This is a genomic window from Hyphomicrobiales bacterium (genome assembly GCA_002869065.1).
Classification (GTDB): domain Bacteria; phylum Pseudomonadota; class Alphaproteobacteria; order Rhizobiales; family Rhodobiaceae; genus Rhodobium.
Genome location: PKTR01000002.1, coordinates 1,483,684 through 1,500,864 on the forward strand (window position 1 = coordinate 1,483,684; position 17,181 = coordinate 1,500,864).

17 protein-coding genes are annotated in these 17,181 nt (G+C 64.7%); 8 read left to right on the forward strand and 9 right to left on the reverse strand.

The window, feature by feature from the left end; all coding sequences use genetic code 11:
• Window positions 1-739: 739 nt before the first annotated feature.
• Window positions 740-1,609, reverse strand: a complete 870-nt coding sequence (locus tag C0606_10545; GenBank protein PLX38613.1) for a DUF3108 domain-containing protein — start codon at window positions 1,607-1,609, stop codon at window positions 740-742.
• A 266-nt stretch (window positions 1,610-1,875) separates the two neighbouring features.
• Here C0606_10545 and C0606_10550 point away from each other — a divergent pair, with 266 nt between their 5' ends.
• The 4 genes from C0606_10550 to C0606_10565 all read left to right on the forward strand — a co-directional run bounded on the left by C0606_10550 (window position 1,876) and on the right by C0606_10565 (window position 4,720).
• A complete protein-coding gene (locus C0606_10550) occupies window positions 1,876-2,166 on the forward strand; it encodes a 50S ribosomal protein L28 (GenBank protein PLX38798.1) in 291 nt (96 codons plus the stop codon).
• 24 nt (window positions 2,167-2,190) lie between these two features.
• Window positions 2,191-2,847, forward strand: coding sequence for a hypothetical protein (locus tag C0606_10555; protein ID PLX38614.1), 657 nt, complete (start codon window positions 2,191-2,193; stop codon window positions 2,845-2,847).
• 150 nt (window positions 2,848-2,997) lie between these two features.
• A complete protein-coding gene (panB, locus tag C0606_10560) occupies window positions 2,998-3,840 on the forward strand; it encodes a 3-methyl-2-oxobutanoate hydroxymethyltransferase (GenBank protein ID PLX38615.1) in 843 nt (280 codons plus the stop codon).
• A gap of 100 nt (window positions 3,841-3,940) precedes the next feature.
• Complete coding sequence (locus tag C0606_10565; protein PLX38799.1) at window positions 3,941-4,720, forward strand: 3-oxoacyl-ACP reductase; 780 nt, start codon at window positions 3,941-3,943, stop codon at window positions 4,718-4,720.
• Between the two features lie 12 nt (window positions 4,721-4,732).
• Here the strand turns inward: C0606_10565 and C0606_10570 are convergent, their stop codons facing one another.
• The 4 genes from C0606_10570 to C0606_10585 form a co-directional block, all read right to left on the reverse strand.
• The gene (locus tag C0606_10570; protein ID PLX38616.1) at window positions 4,733-5,854 is read right to left on the reverse strand and encodes a twin-arginine translocation pathway signal protein; all 1,122 of its coding nucleotides are present in this window, start codon (window positions 5,852-5,854) and stop codon (window positions 4,733-4,735) included.
• Window positions 5,851-7,779 carry a cobaltochelatase subunit CobT gene (gene cobT / locus C0606_10575; protein PLX38617.1) on the reverse strand — a complete coding sequence of 643 codons (1,929 nt, stop codon included), beginning with the start codon at window positions 7,777-7,779 and terminating at the stop codon, window positions 5,851-5,853. The genes C0606_10570 and cobT overlap by 4 nt, the downstream gene beginning before the upstream one ends.
• An 18-nt stretch (window positions 7,780-7,797) precedes the next feature.
• On the reverse strand, window positions 7,798-8,784 hold the full coding sequence (gene cobS, locus C0606_10580; GenBank protein PLX38618.1) for a cobaltochelatase subunit CobS: 987 nt from the start codon (window positions 8,782-8,784) through the stop codon (window positions 7,798-7,800).
• A gap of 237 nt (window positions 8,785-9,021) precedes the next feature.
• The gene (locus C0606_10585) at window positions 9,022-9,642 is read right to left on the reverse strand and encodes a molecular chaperone DnaJ (GenBank protein PLX38619.1); all 621 of its coding nucleotides are present in this window, start codon (window positions 9,640-9,642) and stop codon (window positions 9,022-9,024) included.
• Between the two features lie 209 nt (window positions 9,643-9,851).
• Between C0606_10585 and C0606_10590 the strand changes: the two genes are divergently transcribed.
• A complete protein-coding gene (locus tag C0606_10590) occupies window positions 9,852-10,145 on the forward strand; it encodes a BolA family transcriptional regulator (GenBank protein PLX38620.1) in 294 nt (97 codons plus the stop codon).
• Window positions 10,146-10,247: 102 nt separating this feature from the next.
• Here the strand turns inward: C0606_10590 and C0606_10595 are convergent, their stop codons facing one another.
• A complete protein-coding gene (locus tag C0606_10595; protein ID PLX38621.1) occupies window positions 10,248-10,901 on the reverse strand; it encodes a peroxiredoxin in 654 nt (217 codons plus the stop codon).
• A 497-nt stretch (window positions 10,902-11,398) separates the two neighbouring features.
• Here C0606_10595 and C0606_10600 point away from each other — a divergent pair, with 497 nt between their 5' ends.
• On the forward strand, window positions 11,399-11,767 hold the full coding sequence (locus tag C0606_10600; GenBank protein PLX38622.1) for a hypothetical protein: 369 nt from the start codon (window positions 11,399-11,401) through the stop codon (window positions 11,765-11,767).
• A 659-nt stretch (window positions 11,768-12,426) separates the two neighbouring features.
• On the opposite strand, the gene C0606_10605 is transcribed toward C0606_10600, so the two are convergent.
• From C0606_10605 to C0606_10615, 3 genes are read right to left on the reverse strand one after another with little or no spacing between them, the layout of a single operon-like run.
• Window positions 12,427-13,707, reverse strand: a complete 1,281-nt coding sequence (locus C0606_10605; protein PLX38623.1) for a hypothetical protein — start codon at window positions 13,705-13,707, stop codon at window positions 12,427-12,429.
• Complete coding sequence (locus C0606_10610; protein ID PLX38624.1) at window positions 13,704-14,828, reverse strand: 3-dehydroquinate synthase; 1,125 nt, start codon at window positions 14,826-14,828, stop codon at window positions 13,704-13,706. Before C0606_10610 ends, C0606_10605 begins: the two co-directional genes overlap by 4 nt.
• 23 nt (window positions 14,829-14,851) lie before the next feature.
• Window positions 14,852-15,601, reverse strand: coding sequence for a shikimate kinase (locus C0606_10615; GenBank protein PLX38625.1), 750 nt, complete (start codon window positions 15,599-15,601; stop codon window positions 14,852-14,854).
• 164 nt (window positions 15,602-15,765) lie between these two features.
• Between C0606_10615 and xerD the strand changes: the two genes are divergently transcribed.
• Window positions 15,766-16,704 carry a site-specific tyrosine recombinase XerD gene (gene xerD / locus C0606_10620; GenBank protein ID PLX38626.1) on the forward strand — a complete coding sequence of 313 codons (939 nt, stop codon included), beginning with the start codon at window positions 15,766-15,768 and terminating at the stop codon, window positions 16,702-16,704.
• Between the two features lie 57 nt (window positions 16,705-16,761).
• Window positions 16,762-17,172 (forward strand): acyl-CoA thioesterase, encoded by a 411-nt coding sequence (locus tag C0606_10625; protein PLX38627.1) that lies wholly within the window; start codon window positions 16,762-16,764, stop codon window positions 17,170-17,172.
• The last annotated feature ends 9 nt before the right edge of the window (window positions 17,173-17,181 follow it).

Genomic DNA, 17,181 nt, shown 5'->3' on the forward strand with positions numbered 1-17,181 from the left:
CTACGAGATGTGGTGCGTCTCGCCTTCGACCCCCAAGATCGGCTCGTTTGCCGGCGTCGTTGGTTTCGCTCGTAACGATCCCGGGTTAACCGAACTGTCCCAAATGGGGACCCGCTTTTTGCCCGGCGGTTTCGCGGCTTATGGTTAGGGAAGGGTAAAAACCGTCGCCTATGATATCCGGGTGTGGCGTCAACACTCGGCTCAGGACGGGAACAGCCCGTGGACGAATCACTTATGGATTTCGATTCATGGTTTGTTCACGGCCAAATATGGGTGCTCTGTCGCTGAGCCCACCAGCTGTTGTTTTGGCAGGAAGGCGCTTGGGCAGCATTCCTTTCCAGTCGTTAACCGGAGCGTCCCGAAGCGGGACGGATCGAAGCGCGGATGCCATTGGCTTCAGTGTCGCAGGTGCGGGTTTGCGCGACCGGAGGTTGGATTTTTTTCCGAGCGGCGATTTCGCGTGGCGCCCTGCCGGACGATGCGGGCTGCTGCCACTTTCGCTACGGCGCGGTCGCCAAGGGTGATGCTGAGGGGCGTGCTGTCCAACCGCCGCCGTCAGCCCCGCAAAGGGGGCTGGCGGGGACCAATGCGCACGGAGCGACAGCGATCTAGCGCTCTCGTGGCCATCTTGCCTTGCCTGAACTGGCGAGATCCGAGGAACAGGCAACAAAAAAGCCGCCCGGTGAGGGGCGGCTTCGTGTGGCCGGCGGCGTTGCCGGCAAATGCCGTGTACGCGGATCTATTGGACCGGATCGGCGGATGCGTGCTTGGCCTCGTGCTGCACCTTGATCTTGCGCGCCTGGACGACCAGCGGGCCGGCCTTGGTGGCGATCGAGATGCGGTAGGGCGTCAACAGCGGCAGATCGGCGACCGGTGTGAGCCAGGTTTCCATATCGCGATTGTTGGCCATGTACTCGACCGACTTCTTGTTCAGCCGATGGCCGGCGACGGGCTGCCAGCGGGCGCTGCAGACGACGACCGGTCCGGTGTAGTCCGGGCGGTTGATCGTCTTGGTCTCCTTGTAGCTGAGACGCACATTGTAGCGTGACCAGCCGTCGAAGACCGGGATCGTGCGGTCACAGGCGGCGCGGCCGGCGACGACCTTGCCCTTGACCGGCATCAGGATGGCGCTCAGCGGATCAAGCACATTACGCTTGTGCGCGCGCGTCACCGGCACCCGGTCGGGGCGCTCCTTCAGCGGCGGCGAGACGGCGAGTTTGCGGATCGAGCCGCGCGACAGGGCCATGTTGACGCTGGTGCGGATCTTGTCGCCGGTGGAATCCAGATAGTAGCGGCTCGGCTGGACGCGCGCGCCGCGCACCCATCCTGAGGCCTCGGCGTTGCCGTGGCCGGACGAGAACAGGCGGCCGATGCCCGAAGAGCGCATGTTGAGCTTGGCGGAATAGGCGTTGTCGCGAAGGATCAGCGAGAGGCTGGCGCTGGCAAAGCGCAGGCCGCTGACGGAGACATCGTAGATGCCGCCGAACTTGACCGTCTGACCCGCGCTGGCCGGGGTTGCGGCCACCAGGGCAAGCGCGGCGAAAGCGGCTGGGCGCACGACGCGAGACTTCCAGGAAAACTGCGCCAGGAACACGAAAGCATCCTCCAAACGATGAGTGACGCGGCGTCAATTGCCCGCATCCCACTCAACCGGCCCCATTACGCCGGATAGCTACGGAATAAGACGATTGTTGGACAGAGCCGGTAACCGCATGGTTAACGGAGCGTTCAAATCGTGCGAATTCCCCATTGCGCTTGACGGCGCCGGGCGCTGCCCTTATAGGAATGCGACTTTCCACGAGATTGGATGACACCGATCGTTGTCGGAGCGTCGGGCGGATGCCCATGCTCTGGCCTAGACAGAAGGATATGGACATGGCTCGGCGCTGTGAGCTGACGGGCAAGGCTGTTCAGACTGGCAACAATGTGAGCCACGCCAACAATCGTAGTCGGCGTCGGTTCCTCCCCAATCTTTGCGACGTGACGCTTCTGAGCGATGCGCTCGGACAGGGCGTGCGCCTGCGGGTTTCGGCCCGTGCGCTGCGCTCGGTGGAGCATCGCGGCGGTCTCGACGCGTTCCTCATGAAGGCACGCGAAGACGACCTGTCGCAGCGCGCCCGTACGCTGAAGCGGCAGATCGCCAAGAAGGTCGAAGCGGCGTCCTAAGGCGCTGCTGTCCTGATCCTGGCGATGTCCACGCAAACTTTTTCGACGCGATCTGTCGTCGCCGGCATTGTTGCCATGGCGGCGGTGGTTATCGCGTCGAATGTGCTTGTGCAGTACCCGGTGGCATTTGAGGTCGGTGCGCTCAACCTCGCCGACCTGCTGACCTGGGGTGCCTTCACCTATCCGGCTGCCTTCCTCGTCACCGATCTGACCAATCGTCGCTTCGGCCCCTCGGCCGCGCGCATGGTGGTTTTCGCCGGTTTCGTGCTGGCGGTGATCCTGTCGGTGGTGCTGGCGACGCCGCGCATCGCGATCGCGTCGGGTTCGGCTTTCCTCGTTGCACAGCTTCTTGACGTTGCGATCTTCGACCGGCTGCGCCGCCGCGTGTGGTGGGTGCCGCCCTTCGTGTCGTCGTTGATCGGCTCGGTGATCGACACCGCGCTGTTCTTCTCGCTGGCCTTTGCCGCATCGTTCTCGATGATCGGTGCCAATGACGCGTTCGCCATCGAGGCGGCGCCGCTGTTCGGGCTGCTCGCCATCGAGGCGCCGCGCTGGGTGTCGTGGGCGCTCGGCGATTTCGCGGTCAAGATCCTCGTCGCGATGGCGCTGCTTGCGCCCTATGGCGTGCTGATCCGCTTCATGCGCGTGATGCCGGCCAAGACGGCACCGGCTGCGCACTGACGCTATCTCGCGCGCACTGTACCAAAGGCGCGGTAGCGCCGCTTTCCGACAAACCCCATATCGAAGGCTGACAGGGTGCAAGTCCTGTCTTCGACGTCCTTTGCCGCCCGTTCGCCCTATGGCGTGGGGAGGCCGACCAGGGAGCGTGTTATGAGTGCCACCGGTTCCGAGAGAGCATTGACGCCGCCCGATATTCAGGCGCGAAAGGGCCATGATCCGCTTGTCTGCCTGACCGCCTACACGACGCCGGTGGCAAAGCTGGTCGACCAGCACAGCGACGTGGTGCTGGTCGGTGACAGCGTCGGCATGGTGCTGCACGGTCTGCCCTCAACGCTCGAAGTTACCCTCGACATGATGATCCTGCACGGCAAGGCGGTGCGGCGCGGCGTCGAGAAGGCGCTGCTCGTCGTCGACATGCCGTTCGGCAGTTACGAGGAAGGCCCCGAGCAGGCGTTTCGCAATGCCGCCCGAGTGATGGCCGAGACGGGTGCCGGCGCCGTCAAGCTCGAGGGCGGCGAGACGATGGCCGGGACCGTGCGGTTCCTGACCGCGCGCGGCATCCCGGTGATGGGCCATGTCGGGTTGACCCCGCAGGCGGTCAACGCCTTCGGCGGTTACAAGGTGCAGGGACGCGGCGCGGACGCCGAGCGCATCCGGCGCGATGCCGCCGCTGTCGCCGAGGCGGGGGCCTTTGCCGTGGTGCTTGAAAAGGTGCCGGAGAGCCTCGCCGATACGATCACCGCAGACATCGCCGTGCCGACCATCGGCATTGGCGCGTCGACCGGCTGCGACGGGCAGATCCTCGTCGTCGACGACATGCTGGGCATGTTCACCGATTTTCAGCCGAAATTCGTCAAGCGCTACGCCGAACTCGGCCGGGACGCCGACGCGGCGATCGCGGCCTATGCTGAAGATGTGCGGGCGCGTCGTTTCCCCGCCCCTGAGCATGTCTTCGGGGACAACGGGAAAACCGGGTCCCCGAAAAAGAGCTAGGCCTCACTCCGTTTTCCCTTTCGCTTCGAACTCCTGATCAAATCGGTTCTGCATGGTGCTGAACTCGGCTACCATCGCCGCGATTTTTTCGGGAGGCGAAATGGCTGACAACGACAAACGGGTCGCTCTGATCACCGGGGCCGCGCGCGGCATCGGTCTTGCGACGGCGCGGCGGTTTCATGGTGAGGGCTGGCGGGTCGTGCTGCTCGACATCGACGCGGAAACGCTAGACGCCGCAATGGCCGAAGCGGATTTCGGTGATGATGCCCTGTCGATCCATTGCGATGTCGCCGATCCGGCGATGGTCGCGGATGCCTTTGCCGCGATCGACGACTGGGCCGGGCGGCTCGACGCTCTCGTCAACAATGCCGGTATCGCCGTCTTCAAGCCGATGCTCGAAACGAGCTTCGACGAATGGTCGCGGGTGCTCGACGTCAATCTGAGCGGGCCGTTCCAGTGTACGCAGGCCGCCGTGCCGCTGATGTTGCGCAATGGCGGCGGCGCGGTCGTCAATATCGGCTCGATATCCGGTCTTAGAGCCAGCACGCTTCGCGTCGCCTACGGCACCAGCAAGGCGGCGCTTGGCCACCTCACCAAGCAGCAGGCAGCCGAGCTCGGCGGCATCGGCATCCGCGTTAATCTGGTGGCGCCGGGTCCGGTCGAAACGGCGATGGCGAAGAAGGTGCACACGCCCGATATTCGCGCCGACTATCACAACGCCATTCCGCTAGCCCGATACGGGCTCGAGGACGAGATCGCCGACGCGATCCTGTTTCTATGCAGTGAGCGGTCGAGCTATATCAACGGCCAGACGATTGCCGTCGACGGCGGTTTCGATGCAACGGGAATCGGGCTGGTAGCGCTGCGCGAACGCGGCTGACCCTGAGGCCAGCTAGAGCGGCGATGCGCCGGTGCTCTCGCGGGTTTCACCCTTGGCCGGCGGGTGCGGCGGATCGAGCAGCTTGAAGCGCAGCAGCAGGGTGCGCTGCAGGATCGAACGGTTGTCGTCGGAGACGAGCGTGAGGATCGTCGCGCCGGTGCGTGGGTCGCGGTAGGCGTCGAGCCCTTCCATATTGTCGATCTGGTAGCCGAGATCGGCCTCGACGAGGTCGTTGCCGTCCAGTGTCACGTCGCGGCGCAGTTCGCGGCAGGGGATGCGGCGGATCCGCATGCCGACGCCATCGGAAAAATTGAACAGCCGTTCGAGGATGACGAGATCGCCGTCGGGCAGGAAGGCGGCATCGGTGATCGAATAGTCGCCGCGCAGCTTGATGCGGAAGCTGCCCGATTTGGGCCCGCCGATGATCCAGCCGGGGATGTCGGCAGCCTTGTTGCGGTCGCGTTCGGCGATCGCGATCAGCGCGCCGCCCATCGGGCAGGCATCGTTCGGCACGGCGATCGATTCCAGGCCGCGATTGCTGCTCAGGCGCGTGATGGCGCGCGGCAGCTTCAGGCGGGCGCCGAGCGAGCGGAAATTTTCCAGATCGAGCGGGAACGACATGATGCGGTGGTCGCGCTCGAAACTGACCAACAGGCGCGGATCTTTGGCATCGCCGGCAAGTGCCACCGATTCGGCGTCGGCGTCGCGCACCGACAGCATCGGCCGTGTGTCGTCTGCCATCATTGGAGCGAGGCGCGGATTGCGGATGCCGATCAGCTGGCCGGCGGCATCGAGCACGAGACCGGCGTCGAACCAGAAGCCATTGTCGGTGACGGCGACGATGCGGTTACCGTCGTCGAGCGTGATGACGCCGGAGAGCGCGCCGAAATGGCGGTTACGCGACCACAACTCGACGCCGCCGAGATACTCCACCCCGCCGAAACGGTATTGCTCGGGATAACCGATGCGGAAATTGGTGAGCGGCTTGACCGACAGGTCGATCGGCTGCGGTCCGCCAACGAGGCGCGGCGTGCTTTCGGCGCGCGCCGTGCCGGGCGCGGCCACGGAAAAGGTTAGCGCCAAGGCGGTGAACGCGCCGGCAATCAGCGACCTTCGCCGCCTGCGATCGGTCATCGGGCGCCGCGACGGCGCAGCAGCGGATCCTTGCGCCCTTCCGTGCCTTCCTCGTCGAACAACGAGGCGAGCTGGTCGGTGATCGCGCCACCCAGTTCCTCGGCGTCGACAATGGTGACGGCGCGGCGGTAGTAGCGGGTCACGTCGTGACCGATACCAATCGCGATCAGTTCGACCGGCGAGCGGGTCTCGATCGTCTCGATGACCTCGCGGAGGTGTCGCTCGAGATAATTGCCGGGATTGACCGACAGAGTGGAATCATCGACCGGCGCGCCGTCGGAAATCACCATCATAATGCGACGGGATTCGGTGCGGGCGAGCAGCCGCTTGTGGGCCCAGTCGAGGGCTTCACCGTCGATGTTTTCCTTCAGCAGGCCTTCGCGCATCATCAGGCCGAGATTGCGGCGGGCGCGGCGCCAGGGCGCGTCGGCGGCCTTGTAGACGATATGGCGCAGATCGTTGAGGCGGCCCGGCGAAGCGGGTTTGCCGGCCTGCAGCCAGTTCTCGCGCGACAGGCCGCCCTTCCAGGCGCGGGTCGTGAAGCCGAGGATCTCGACCTTGACGCCGCAGCGCTCAAGCGTACGGGCGAGGATATCGGCGCAGATGGCGGCGACCGTGATCGGCCGGCCGCGCATGGAGCCGGAATTGTCGAGCAGCAGGGTGACGACGGTGTCGCGGAAATCGGTGTCGCGCTCGCGCTTGAAGGCGAGCGGCTGCATCGGGTCGATGACGACGCGGGTCAGCCGCGCGGGGTCGAGCGCGCCTTCTTCCTGATCGAAGTCCCAGGAGCGGTTCTGCTGTGCCATCAGTCGGCGCTGCAGGCGGTTGGCCAGGCGGGCGACGACGTGGGCGAGGTGGTCGAGCTGCTTGTCGAGATAGCCGCGCAGGCGGTCGAGCTCGGCGGTGTCGCAAAGGTCCTCGGCCGCAATCACTTCGTCGAAGCGGGTGGTGTAGACCTTGTAGTCGAACTCGTTGCGGGCGTTGCGCCTGTCCGGCTCGGGACGCTGCGCCTCGCCGGCGTCTTCGGGGTCGGTCAGCGCGCTATCGTCCTCGAGGTCGTCGGCATAGCTTTGCTGCGCCTCGCTCTCGCCGGCCTCGTCCTGCTCGCCGGACATCTCCATTTCCTGCTGCGCGGCGGCGTCGGCGCCCTCATTGTCCTCTCCCTCACCCTCGGATTCGGTGTCGGAGGTGTCGGAGCGATCCGAATCGTCCTCGTTCTCCTCGTCGGGCGTTTCCTCGCCAAGCTCGTCGGCCATGTCGAGGGAGGCGATAAGGTTGCGGACCTTGGAGGCGAACGCGCGCTGGTTCTCGATGTTGTCGACCAGCGCGTCGAGCGCGTCGGCGGCCTTCTCCTCGACCCAGGAGCGCCACAGCTCGACCATGCGGGCGGCGCTTTCCGGCGGTTTGATGCCGGTCAGGCGTTCGCGCACGATGAGCGGGATGACCTCTTCAATGGGGGCTTCGGCGCGGTCGGCGATCTGGTGAAAATTGTTGCGGTGGTAGCGCTCTTCGAGCATCGCGCCGAGGTTCTCGGCAACGCCTTCCATGCGGCGGGCGCCGATCGCCTCGCAGCGGGCCTGCTCGACCGCGTTGAACATGGCGCGCGCGGTCGGCCCCTGCGGCGACATCGTGTTGTGGACGGCGGCGTTGTGGCAGGCAAGGCGCAGCGCCATCGAGTCGCCGAGGCCGCGCAGCACGGCGATGTCCTTCGGGCCCGGCTTCCTCGGCGGTTCGGGCAGCCGGGCCTTCTTGTCGGTGATGCCCGCCGTCTCGGCCGCGAAGCCGACCTCGAGCTCCGGCTCACGCGCGATCGCCCGCATCGTGCCGGTGATCACGCGCTTGAGCGGCTCTGTGGGCGCTTCCTTGCGCGCGCGGATCGACGACGACGAGCGCGACGCGGGAGGCCGGGATGAGGACGACGGCATGGGCGACGTTCCTGGCGGTTACGACAACACGACGTTGGCAGCCGATTCGGGCAGATCCTTGCCGAAGCAGCGTTGGTAGAATTCGGCGACCAGCGGCCGTTCCATCTCGTCGCACTTGTTGAGGAAGGTGACGCGGAAGGCAAAGCCGAGATCGCCAAAGATTTCGGCGTTCTCCGACCAGGTGATCACCGTGCGCGGGCTCATCACGGTCGACAGGTCGCCGTTGATGAAGGCGTTGCGGGTCATGTCGGCGAGGCGGACCATCTTGTTGACGGTCTCGCGGCCCGCTTCGTTCTGGTAGTGCTTGGCCTTCGCCAGCACAATCTCGACCTCGTGGTCGTGCGGCAGGTAGTTCAGCGTGGTGACGATCGACCAGCGGTCCATCTGGCCCTGGTTGATCTGCTGGGTGCCGTGATAGAGGCCCGACGTGTCGCCGAGGCCGACCGTGTTGGCGGTGGCGAACAGGCGGAAGGCGGGGTGCGGGCGGATCACCTTGTTCTGGTCGAGCAGGGTGAGGCGGCCCTGCGATTCCAGCACGCGCTGGATGACGAACATCACGTCCGGGCGGCCGGCGTCATATTCGTCGAAGACGAGCGCGGTGTTGGTCTGGATCGCCCAGGGCAGGATGCCTTCCTTGAACTCGGTGACCTGCATGCCCTCGCGGATGACGATGGCGTCCTTGCCGACGAGATCGATACGGCTGATGTGGCTGTCGAGGTTAACGCGCACGCAGGGCCAGTTGAGCCGCGCGGCGACCTGCTCGACATGGGTCGACTTGCCGGTGCCGTGGTAGCCGGTGATCATGACGCGGCGGTTGCGGGCGAAGCCGGCGAGGATCGCGAGCGTTGTGTCGCGGTCGAACAGATAGTCGGGATCGACGTCGGGAACGTGCTCGTCGGACGCCGAAAACGCCGGCACTTCCAGATCGGTGTCGAGGCCGAAGGTGGCGCGCACCGAAATCTTGGTATCCGGCAGGGCTTTGCTCGTGTCGTTGGTCTCAGTCATGATGCCTCCGTGCAGGCCGTTTGGCGGCGTGCGCGTCCTTCTTCAATCGTGTCTGTTGCCACCGTCTCGGGATGGGTGGCCGATCCGTGCGGGGTCATTCCGGTTTTAGAGCGTCTTGCGGGTTTTCGAAACCACGCAATGAGCCGTTGCGGTTGGTCTGGTGCCGCCTTCAGGCAGGCGGCGAATGGATGACGGACATACAGGCGCCGTCGGCAGGGCGGGTAGGGCTTCCTCTGGTCAGCAGAAACCAGCCTGTTTAAGTGCGTTATAGGCTTGGATGATCTGGCGCAAGCGTTCCTCCGAACTGCGGTCGCCGCCATTGGCATCCGGGTGGTGTTTCTTGACCAGCTCCTTGAAGCGGGCCTTGATCTCGGTCCGGTCGGCGGACGGCTCCAGCTTTAGCACGTCGAAGGCGCGGCTCTGGGCGGCGTTGAGACGGCGCTGGGCGCGCGGTGCGGGGCCGCTGCCCGGCTGACCGGTTTCGCCGAATAGCTGGAACGGATCGTGATAGGTCTCCGACCATCCGGCCTTGCCGCGCTTTGCGCCACCGGCGGGCTGGGCGGCGCGGTTCACCCCCATGCGCCAGGTCGGTCGATGGCCGATCGTCGCTTCCTTGAGGTAGCGCGCCACCAGACTGTCGTCCATGCCGGTGAAGTAGTTGTAGGACTTGTTGTAGAGGCGGACGTGGTCGAGACAGAAATTGAAATACTGGCCCTCGCGGTCGCGGCCCATGGGCGCGCGATGAGACCCCGGACGCGAACAGCCCTCCCAATCGCAAGTGGGAAAGCTGTCCTTTTCCAGGGTTTCCTTGTCCGGCTTGATGCGGATCTTGTCGAACAGTTTTGAATCGAGTGCCATCGTTCGTAATTATGACGGGTGCGTCGTTCGCGAACAAGCGACGTGCGCGCATGGGCGGGTGTCGCGGGCGCGATAGCGCAGGTCCGGGGTTGCTCCGTGTCGTGTGCCGCTGGCAGCGGGCTTACCATGCCCTACATAGGCGTCGAAACGGATTTCGAAACGGTTAGCGACGCGAATGCGGCGCCGCGCCACAGAAACGGAAGTACCAAATGAGCATGAGAGATCTGATCGAGGCGAAGCTGAAACTGGCGCTTCAGCCGGAAAGCCTTGAGGTTGTCGACGAGTCCGAGCAGCACGCCGGCCATCTGCCGCGGCACGGCCACGCTGATCAGGGCGGCGACACGCACTTCCGCGTCTTCGTGGTGTCATCGATGTTCGAGGGCAAGAGCCGGGTCGACCGTCACCGCATGGTCAACGACCTGCTCGGCGAGGAAATGGCCGGCACGCTGCATGCGCTGGCGATCCACGCCACGGCACCGGGCGAGCCGACCCGACGGCGGTAGGGCGGTTCCCGAGTTTTGGCAATCGCAAAGCAAAAGGCCGCCCGGCGAACCGGGCGGCCTTCTTTTCTGCAAGCGAGAGTCGAAGCCTCAGGAGGATGCGGCTTACAAGCTCTTCTTGGAGAAGTACCAGTCGGTGTACTCGTAGCCCTCATCGGCACGCTTCGCGGCGGCTTCCGTGGTGCCCGGCGGCGGCACGATGACCTTGTCGCCCGGCTGCCAGGCTTCCGGGGTGGCGACGCCGTTGGCATCGGAGGTCTGCAGCGCGGTGACGAGGCGGACGAACTCGTCGATCGAGCGGCCGTTCGACATCGGGTAGTAGACCATGGCGCGCAGCACGCCTTCCGGGTCGATGATGAAGGTGGCGCGCACCGCAGAGGTGTCGCTCGCGCCCGGCTGGATCATGCCGTAGGCGTTGGCCACCTGCATGGAGAGGTCGGCGATGATCGGGAAGTTGATCTTGACGCCAAAGTTCTCCTCGATGTTCCGCACCCAGGCGATGTGGGCGTAGTGGCTGTCGATCGACAGGCCGAGCAGTTCGCAGTTGAGGGCGGCGAACTGATCCTGGGCGCGGGCAAAGGCCATGAACTCGGTGGTGCAGACCGGGGTGAAGTCGGCCGGGTGCGAGAACAGCACGAGCCACTTGCCCTTGTAGTCGGCGAGGCTCTTGGGACCGTGCGTGGTCGGGGCGTTAAAGTCCGGCGCCGGCTTGTTCAGCTGCGGGAAGGCCGGGGCGGCGGGGGCGACTGCGTTTTCCATCTGTGTGCTCCGTTTTGCAAATTAGAATGATTATATAAATATTACAAAATACCGATTTTTGAAGAAGGAAAATCGCCTTGGTACGGTTTGTCGCAGGCGTGGCGAATCTCTTCTTTATTTTAATAAGTTAGCTTATTTCTTCGATCTTTCAATCAGGTTTCTGGTTGCCAATTCCGGTATTTTAGGGCCGCAAAGCCAGGGTGTATTTGCGGTCTGAGCCGTCTTATTCGGAAAACTGAATACCTTTTAAAGGCGTGCTGACGGTCTTTCGCGTGGGCGCGCGATTCCATCCCCGGGATCGCGTGCGCACGCGTTGGGCGGGGTTTTCGGCGAGGTTTTTTGCCGAAGTGCAAAAGCGTGACGGGCGTCACACCGGGAAATTTCGGGGCGCGCTAGAGTTCAATCATCGACGGGCACCAAGGACGAAACGCCCGGCAGGAATTGAACCAGACAGGACATCGACCGGGGGAAGGCCCCGGACACAGAGGAGAACGACAATGACCACGATCAGCAAAACCGCGATTTCGACTTTCACCGCCGCCGCCCTTCTGGCCGGCTCGCTTGCCGCCACCACCACCTCGGCCTCGGCCGGCATGGCCAACGTCAGCGCCGCGCTGACCCCGGCGGTCGCGACCACGGACGGTTCCGACGCGAATGTGGTCAAGGTTGGCTGGCGTCATCGCCATCATCGCCGCCATCACTACGGCCCGGCCGCGGCCGGCCTGGTCTTCGGCCTCGCCACCGGCGCCATGATCGCCAACTCCTATGCGCCGCGTGACTGCTACTGGACGACGATCAAGAAGAAGCGCTGGAACCGTTACGGTGAGCGCGTGATCATCAAGAAGCGGGTCAAGGTCTGCGATTGATCCGATCGGGAACTGACTTCTCGAAACAAGAGCCCCGCCATTCTGGCGGGGCTTTTTGCGTTGAGGTGATGGATTGGCTGAGGGTTTGTCGCTCGTCCGCGCGTGATCCTCCCATCCCCACTCCCGTCATCCTCCGGCTCGACCGGAGGATCGTTCTCGATCCGGCACGGCCGGGGGGATGGGCACTCAGACTGCTGATCCGGGTGCAAGAGCCAAGACGTCCGGTGACTGGGCTACCCGATCCTCCGGTCGAGCCGGAGGATGACGCCATGAGAGGGCGGTAGCCTATAGCCAAATGCTGCGGCGTACCGGTCCGAGATGGGCAATGGGCCCCGCGTCAAGCGCGGGGTGACGGGGAGTGGGTGGGGCCGACATCTGTGCCCGGCAGCCTGCACCGCGTGGCCACTCGCCATAGCCTCTCCGTCGTCATGCCGGACTTGATCCGGCATCCAATGGCAGAAGCTCCGAGAAAAAGCACCTGCGAATGAAAACCGGCCGTGCTCGACTTCGGCGGCATACCGTTTCGAGATGGGCAATGGACCCCGCGTCAAGCGCGGGGTGACGGGGAGTGGGTGGGTTGGCGCAATGCCCGACAAAAAGCGTTGAACGGCACTCATCGAACCCGAAGGGTTCGCAAGCGCAACTGTGCGCCGCCCGGCTCAAAGCTCGGTCGCGGCGACCGGGGTGATGCGCAACAGGGCGATCCGGTTGGTCTGCTTGCGCAGCACGCGGAAACGGAAGCCGTGGAAGGTGAAGGCCTGGCGTTCCTCCGGGATCATGCGCGCCTCGTGGATGACGAGGCCGGCGATCGTCGTCGCTTCCTCGTCGGGCAGTTCCCAGTCCATGGCGCGGTTGAGGTCGCGGATCGGCACGGTGCCGTCGACGATGACCGAGCCGTCGGTCTGCGGGCGCACGCCCTGCACGACCACGTCGTGCTCGTCGGAAATCTCGCCGACGATTTCTTCCAGAATGTCTTCCAGCGTGACGAGCCCCATCACCTCGCCATATTCGTCGACGGCGAGCGCGAAGTGGACCTTGCGCTTGAGGAAGGCGTTGAGCTGATCGTGCAGATTGGTGGTGTCGGGCACGAACCAGGGCGTTGTCGCGACCGTCATGATGTCGATCTTCGAGGCGTCCCAGTCGACCGCGTTCAGGGCGCGCAGGAAGTCCTTGGCGTGCACGACGCCGACGATGTTGTCGGTTTCGCCGCGCCACAGCGGCAGGCGGGTGAAGCTCGACGACAGGATATCGGCGGTCAGCTTGTCGGCGGGGTCGTCGGCGTTCAGCGCCTCCATCTTGGTGCGATGGACCATGACGTCGGAGACTTCGAGCTCGGAGAGATCCAGCAGACCGCCGAGGCGGTCGCGCTCGGCCTTGATGAGACCGCCTTCGAGGTGCTGCAGGTCGACGGCGCCGCGCAGTTCGTCGCGTGCCGAGAGTACCGCGCGGTTCTCATCGACATGGACGCCGATCATTCCCAGGATGATGCGAACCAGCCATTCGATCCATTTGATGACGGGGCCGAAAACAGCGACAAGCACGCGGATCGGGCGAGCGACGGCAAGGGCGAAGCGGTCTGGGTCGCCGATTGCCCAGGTCTTCGGCAGCACCTCGGAGAAGATCAGCACCAGCGCCGTCATAATCAACGTCGCATAGGCGATGCCGGCCTCGCCGAACAGGGTGATGAGCACGCTGGTGGCGAGCGACGAGGCGAGGATGTTGACCAGATTGTTGCCGAGCAGCAGCGTGCCGATCAGCCGCTCGCGGGCCTGGATCAGATGGGCGACGATGGCGGCGGCGCTGTTTCCGCTCTTGGCCAGGTGATGGATGCGCGCGCGCGATGCCGCCGTCAGCGCCGTTTCCGAACCGGAAAAGAACGCCGACAGGATCAGCAGGGCGAAGATGGCGGCAACCGTGAGCCAGAGAGCGATGAGTGTCATAGGGTTTGTTCTGCGTCGATGAAGGCGCGCACGTCGTTCGGATCGATGTCCTTGGCGATGAACGATTTTCCGATGCCGCGGGCCAGAATGAAGGTCAGGGTACCACGGGAGACCTTCTTGTCCTGAGCGATGTGGCGCATCAGCATATCGGTATCGAAGGGGCCGCTGTCCAGATCGGCGATGCGGGTCGGCAGTCCGGAGGCCTTGAGATGAGTTTCGACACGGGCCGGATCGTTGGCCGGGCACAGGCCGAGCCGGGTCGAGAAGCGGAATGCCATGGCGATGCCGAGGCCGACCGCTTCGCCGTGGACGAGGCTGTCATTGTAGCCGGCGCCGGCTTCGAAGGCGTGGCCGAAGGTGTGACCGAGATTGAGCAGCGCCCGGTTGCCCATTTCGCGTTCGTCGGCGGCGACGACACGCGCCTTGGCGCGGCAGCTGGTCGCGATCGCGTCGCTGGCCGCGGGGCCGCGGGCGAAAATCTCGTCATGATTGGCCTCGAGCCACTCGAAGAAACCGGCATCGTCGATGAGGCCGTATTTCATCACTTCCGCATAGCCGGCACGGAAATGGCGAGCCGGCAGCGTTGCGAGCGCACCGGTGTCGGCGAGCACGAGCCTCGGCTGGTAGAAGGCACCGAGCAGGTTCTTGCCCTGACGGGTATTGATGCCGGTCTTGCCGCCGACCGAGGAATCGACCTGGGCGAGCAGGGTCGTCGGGATCTGCAGGAAATTCATGCCGCGACGCACGGAGGCGGCAACGAAGCCGGCAAGGTCGCCAATGACGCCGCCGCCGAGTGCGACGACGAAATCGCCCCGCTCGAACCGGCCCGCGAGGATGGCTTCGGCGAGCTTTTCGTAGTTGGCGAAGCTCTTGGTCGCTTCGCCCGGCGCCAGCGTGAAGACCTGGTATTCGATGCCGGCCGCCTCGAATCCCTCGGTGAGGGTGGCAAGATGCAGGCTGGCGACGATCTCGTCGGTGACGATAGCCATACGCGCATTCGGGAAACGGCTGGCGATCTCGGCGCCGGCGCCTGCGATCAGGCCGTCGCCGATGAGGATGTCATAGCTGCGGCTGCCGAGGTCTATGTGCACGGTCTTGGCGGCGTTCGGTTTGGTGTCCATGCTCTTTCAGCTTTCGTGTTCGGTCAGTCGGCAGCTTCGCGCGAAGCAAGGTGCTCGTCGAGCAGCTTCAAAAGGTCGTCGATCACCACTTCATGCGGTACGTCGCGCGAGCGCAGCTCCAGATCGGCCCCGGCGTAGACCGGATTGCGCTCCGCGAGAAGCCGTTTCATCACCCCCTCGGGGTCGGGATTGCGCAGCAGCGGGCGATGTGAACGGCGGCGAACCCGGTTCATCAGCACCTCGAACTCGGCGTTCAGCCAGATCGAGATGCCGCCGCGGGCGATGTTGGCGCGGGTTTCCTCGTTCATGAAGGCGCCGCCGCCTGTTGCCAGAACCTGCGGACCGTCTTCAAGCAGGCGCTCGATCACGCGGCGCTCGCCATCCCTGAAATAGGGCTCGCCGTGGCGTTCGAAAATCTCCGGGATCGACATATTGGCGGCGCGTTCGATTTCGTCGTCGGCGTCGACGAAAGGCAGGCCCAGCCGGGTTGCAAGTCGCCGGCCGATCGACGATTTGCCCGCGCCCATCATGCCGATCAGCACGATGGTGCGTTTGCCAAGCCGGGAAAGGATCGCTCCCTCGCGCGATTGCGGCGAGGGGCCCCCGGTTCCGCGATCGCTGGTCACGCCTTGCCCTCCTTCGGTCGTTACCGTGCTTTGAGCCCGCCCGCGCGGCGCTGTCAAGCGTTGCAGGGTCTTGCGCCGGCCGCCCGGGTGGTCGAAAAAGAAGCCTGTCGACCGGACAAGCCTCCGCCGGGAACCATGGAATTCCATCAATGCCGACATTGACCCGCTACCTGACGATCGTCCTTTTGTTGGCCGCCGCCGTCTATGGGACGATGTATGCATTGGCGACCTTCGTCGATCCGACGCCGCGGGAAATGAGCATGCCGATCGACCGGGAACGGCTGGACAAGTGATCCGGCGACAGGACGGACATGAGCGGGCTGCATCATATCGAGGCCTTTCTGGAGATGCTCGCGGCCGAGCGCGGCGCGGCTGACAACACGCTCGACGGCTATCGGCGAGATCTTGAGGATTTCAGCGGCTTTCTCGCCGCGCGCGGGGTCGGCGCCGGGGAAGCGTCGGCCGATGATGTGCGCGGGTATCTGGCGGAGCTCGCGAGGCGAGGCTATGCCGCCAGCTCGCAGGCACGACGGCTGTCCGCGCTGCGCCAGTTTCATCGTTTCCTCTATGGCGAGGGCGTGCGCGGTGACGACCCGACCAGCACGGTGCAGACGCCGAGGAAGGGCCGGCCATTGCCGAAGGTGCTGTCGGTGGCCGAAGTCGACCGGTTGATCGAGGCGGCGCGGTTCAATGCGGGCCTGAGCGGCACCGATGCCGAACGGCTCAGGGCGATGCGACTCTATACCCTGCTCGAAGTGCTCTACGCGACGGGCCTGCGCGTTTCGGAACTCGTCTCTCTGCCGGCAAGTGCGGTGCGTCGCGACGAACCGTTCCTGACCGTGCGCGGCAAGGGCGGGCGCGAACGGCTGGTGCCGTTGTCGTCGGCGGCGAAATCGGCAATGGCCGACTACGACGCGCTGAGGCGGGCACTATCCGGCAAGGACGGAGGCAACGCGGAAACGCCCTGGCTGTTTCCGTCCTTCGGCGCCAGCGGGCATTTCACCCGGCAGGCGTTTGCGCGCGATCTGAAGGTTCTTGGCACCGCGCTCGGGATTGCGGCCGACCGCATCTCGCCGCATGTGCTGCGCCATGCTTTCGCCAGCCATCTGCTGCAGAACGGCGCCGATCTGCGCGCCGTGCAGCAATTGCTCGGGCATGCGGATATTTCAACGACGCAGATCTATACCCATGTATTGGAAGAGCGTCTGAAGCAGCTGGTCAACGAGCACCATCCGCTTGCCGGATCGTGAGTTTGAAGGTTTTGGCAGCAAGGCGGCGCGGTCGAAGTGCTGCTTCGCGGGCGCCGTATGACAAAGGGGACTAGGATGCAGGACGAGGCGACCGCGCCGTGTGGCGAACTGACGATCCGAACGCTGGCGATGCCGGCGGATGCCAATCCGAGCGGCGACATCTTCGGTGGCTGGGTGCTGTCGCAGATGGATATTGCGGGGGGCTTGTGCGCCGGAGAACGGGCCCGCGGCCGGGTGGTCACGGCGGCCGTCGACGCGATGAGCTTCCTCAAGCCGGTGCATATCGGCAATGTGTTGTGCGTCTACACGCGCATCGTGCGCGAAGGGCGGACGTCGATGTCGGTTCAGGTCGAGGCGTGGGCGCTGCGCGACCGTCACGGCGACAAGGTCAAGGTGACCGATGCGGTGTTCAGTTTCGTCGCGATAGACGATAATGGTCGGCCGCGCCCGCTGCCGAGCGAAAACTGATAGAGTTGC

Excerpts from the sequence above, each read along its gene's own strand:
- C0606_10585 (PLX38619.1), bottom strand. The coding sequence starts at position 9,642 with ATGGCACTCGATTCAAAACTGTTCGACAAGATCCGCATCAAGCCGGAC.
- C0606_10600 (PLX38622.1), top strand. The coding sequence starts at position 11,399 with ATGACCACGATCAGCAAAACCGCGATTTCGACTTTCACCGCCGCCGCC.
- C0606_10610 (PLX38624.1), bottom strand. The coding sequence starts at position 14,828 with ATGGACACCAAACCGAACGCCGCCAAGACCGTGCACATAGACCTCGGC.
- panB (PLX38615.1), top strand. The coding sequence starts at position 2,998 with ATGAGTGCCACCGGTTCCGAGAGAGCATTGACGCCGCCCGATATTCAG.
- C0606_10615 (PLX38625.1), bottom strand. The coding sequence starts at position 15,601 with ATGGAATTCCATGGTTCCCGGCGGAGGCTTGTCCGGTCGACAGGCTTC.
- C0606_10555 (PLX38614.1), top strand. The coding sequence starts at position 2,191 with ATGTCCACGCAAACTTTTTCGACGCGATCTGTCGTCGCCGGCATTGTT.
- C0606_10595 (PLX38621.1), bottom strand. The coding sequence starts at position 10,901 with ATGGAAAACGCAGTCGCCCCCGCCGCCCCGGCCTTCCCGCAGCTGAAC.
- C0606_10605 (PLX38623.1), bottom strand. The coding sequence starts at position 13,707 with ATGACACTCATCGCTCTCTGGCTCACGGTTGCCGCCATCTTCGCCCTG.
- C0606_10565 (PLX38799.1), top strand. The coding sequence starts at position 3,941 with ATGGCTGACAACGACAAACGGGTCGCTCTGATCACCGGGGCCGCGCGC.
- C0606_10625 (PLX38627.1), top strand. The coding sequence starts at position 16,762 with ATGACAAAGGGGACTAGGATGCAGGACGAGGCGACCGCGCCGTGTGGC.
- C0606_10550 (PLX38798.1), top strand. The coding sequence starts at position 1,876 with ATGGCTCGGCGCTGTGAGCTGACGGGCAAGGCTGTTCAGACTGGCAAC.
- cobS (PLX38618.1), bottom strand. The coding sequence starts at position 8,784 with ATGACTGAGACCAACGACACGAGCAAAGCCCTGCCGGATACCAAGATT.
- C0606_10590 (PLX38620.1), top strand. The coding sequence starts at position 9,852 with ATGAGCATGAGAGATCTGATCGAGGCGAAGCTGAAACTGGCGCTTCAG.
- xerD (PLX38626.1), top strand. The coding sequence starts at position 15,766 with ATGAGCGGGCTGCATCATATCGAGGCCTTTCTGGAGATGCTCGCGGCC.
- C0606_10570 (PLX38616.1), bottom strand. The coding sequence starts at position 5,854 with ATGACCGATCGCAGGCGGCGAAGGTCGCTGATTGCCGGCGCGTTCACC.
- cobT (PLX38617.1), bottom strand. The coding sequence starts at position 7,779 with ATGCCGTCGTCCTCATCCCGGCCTCCCGCGTCGCGCTCGTCGTCGTCG.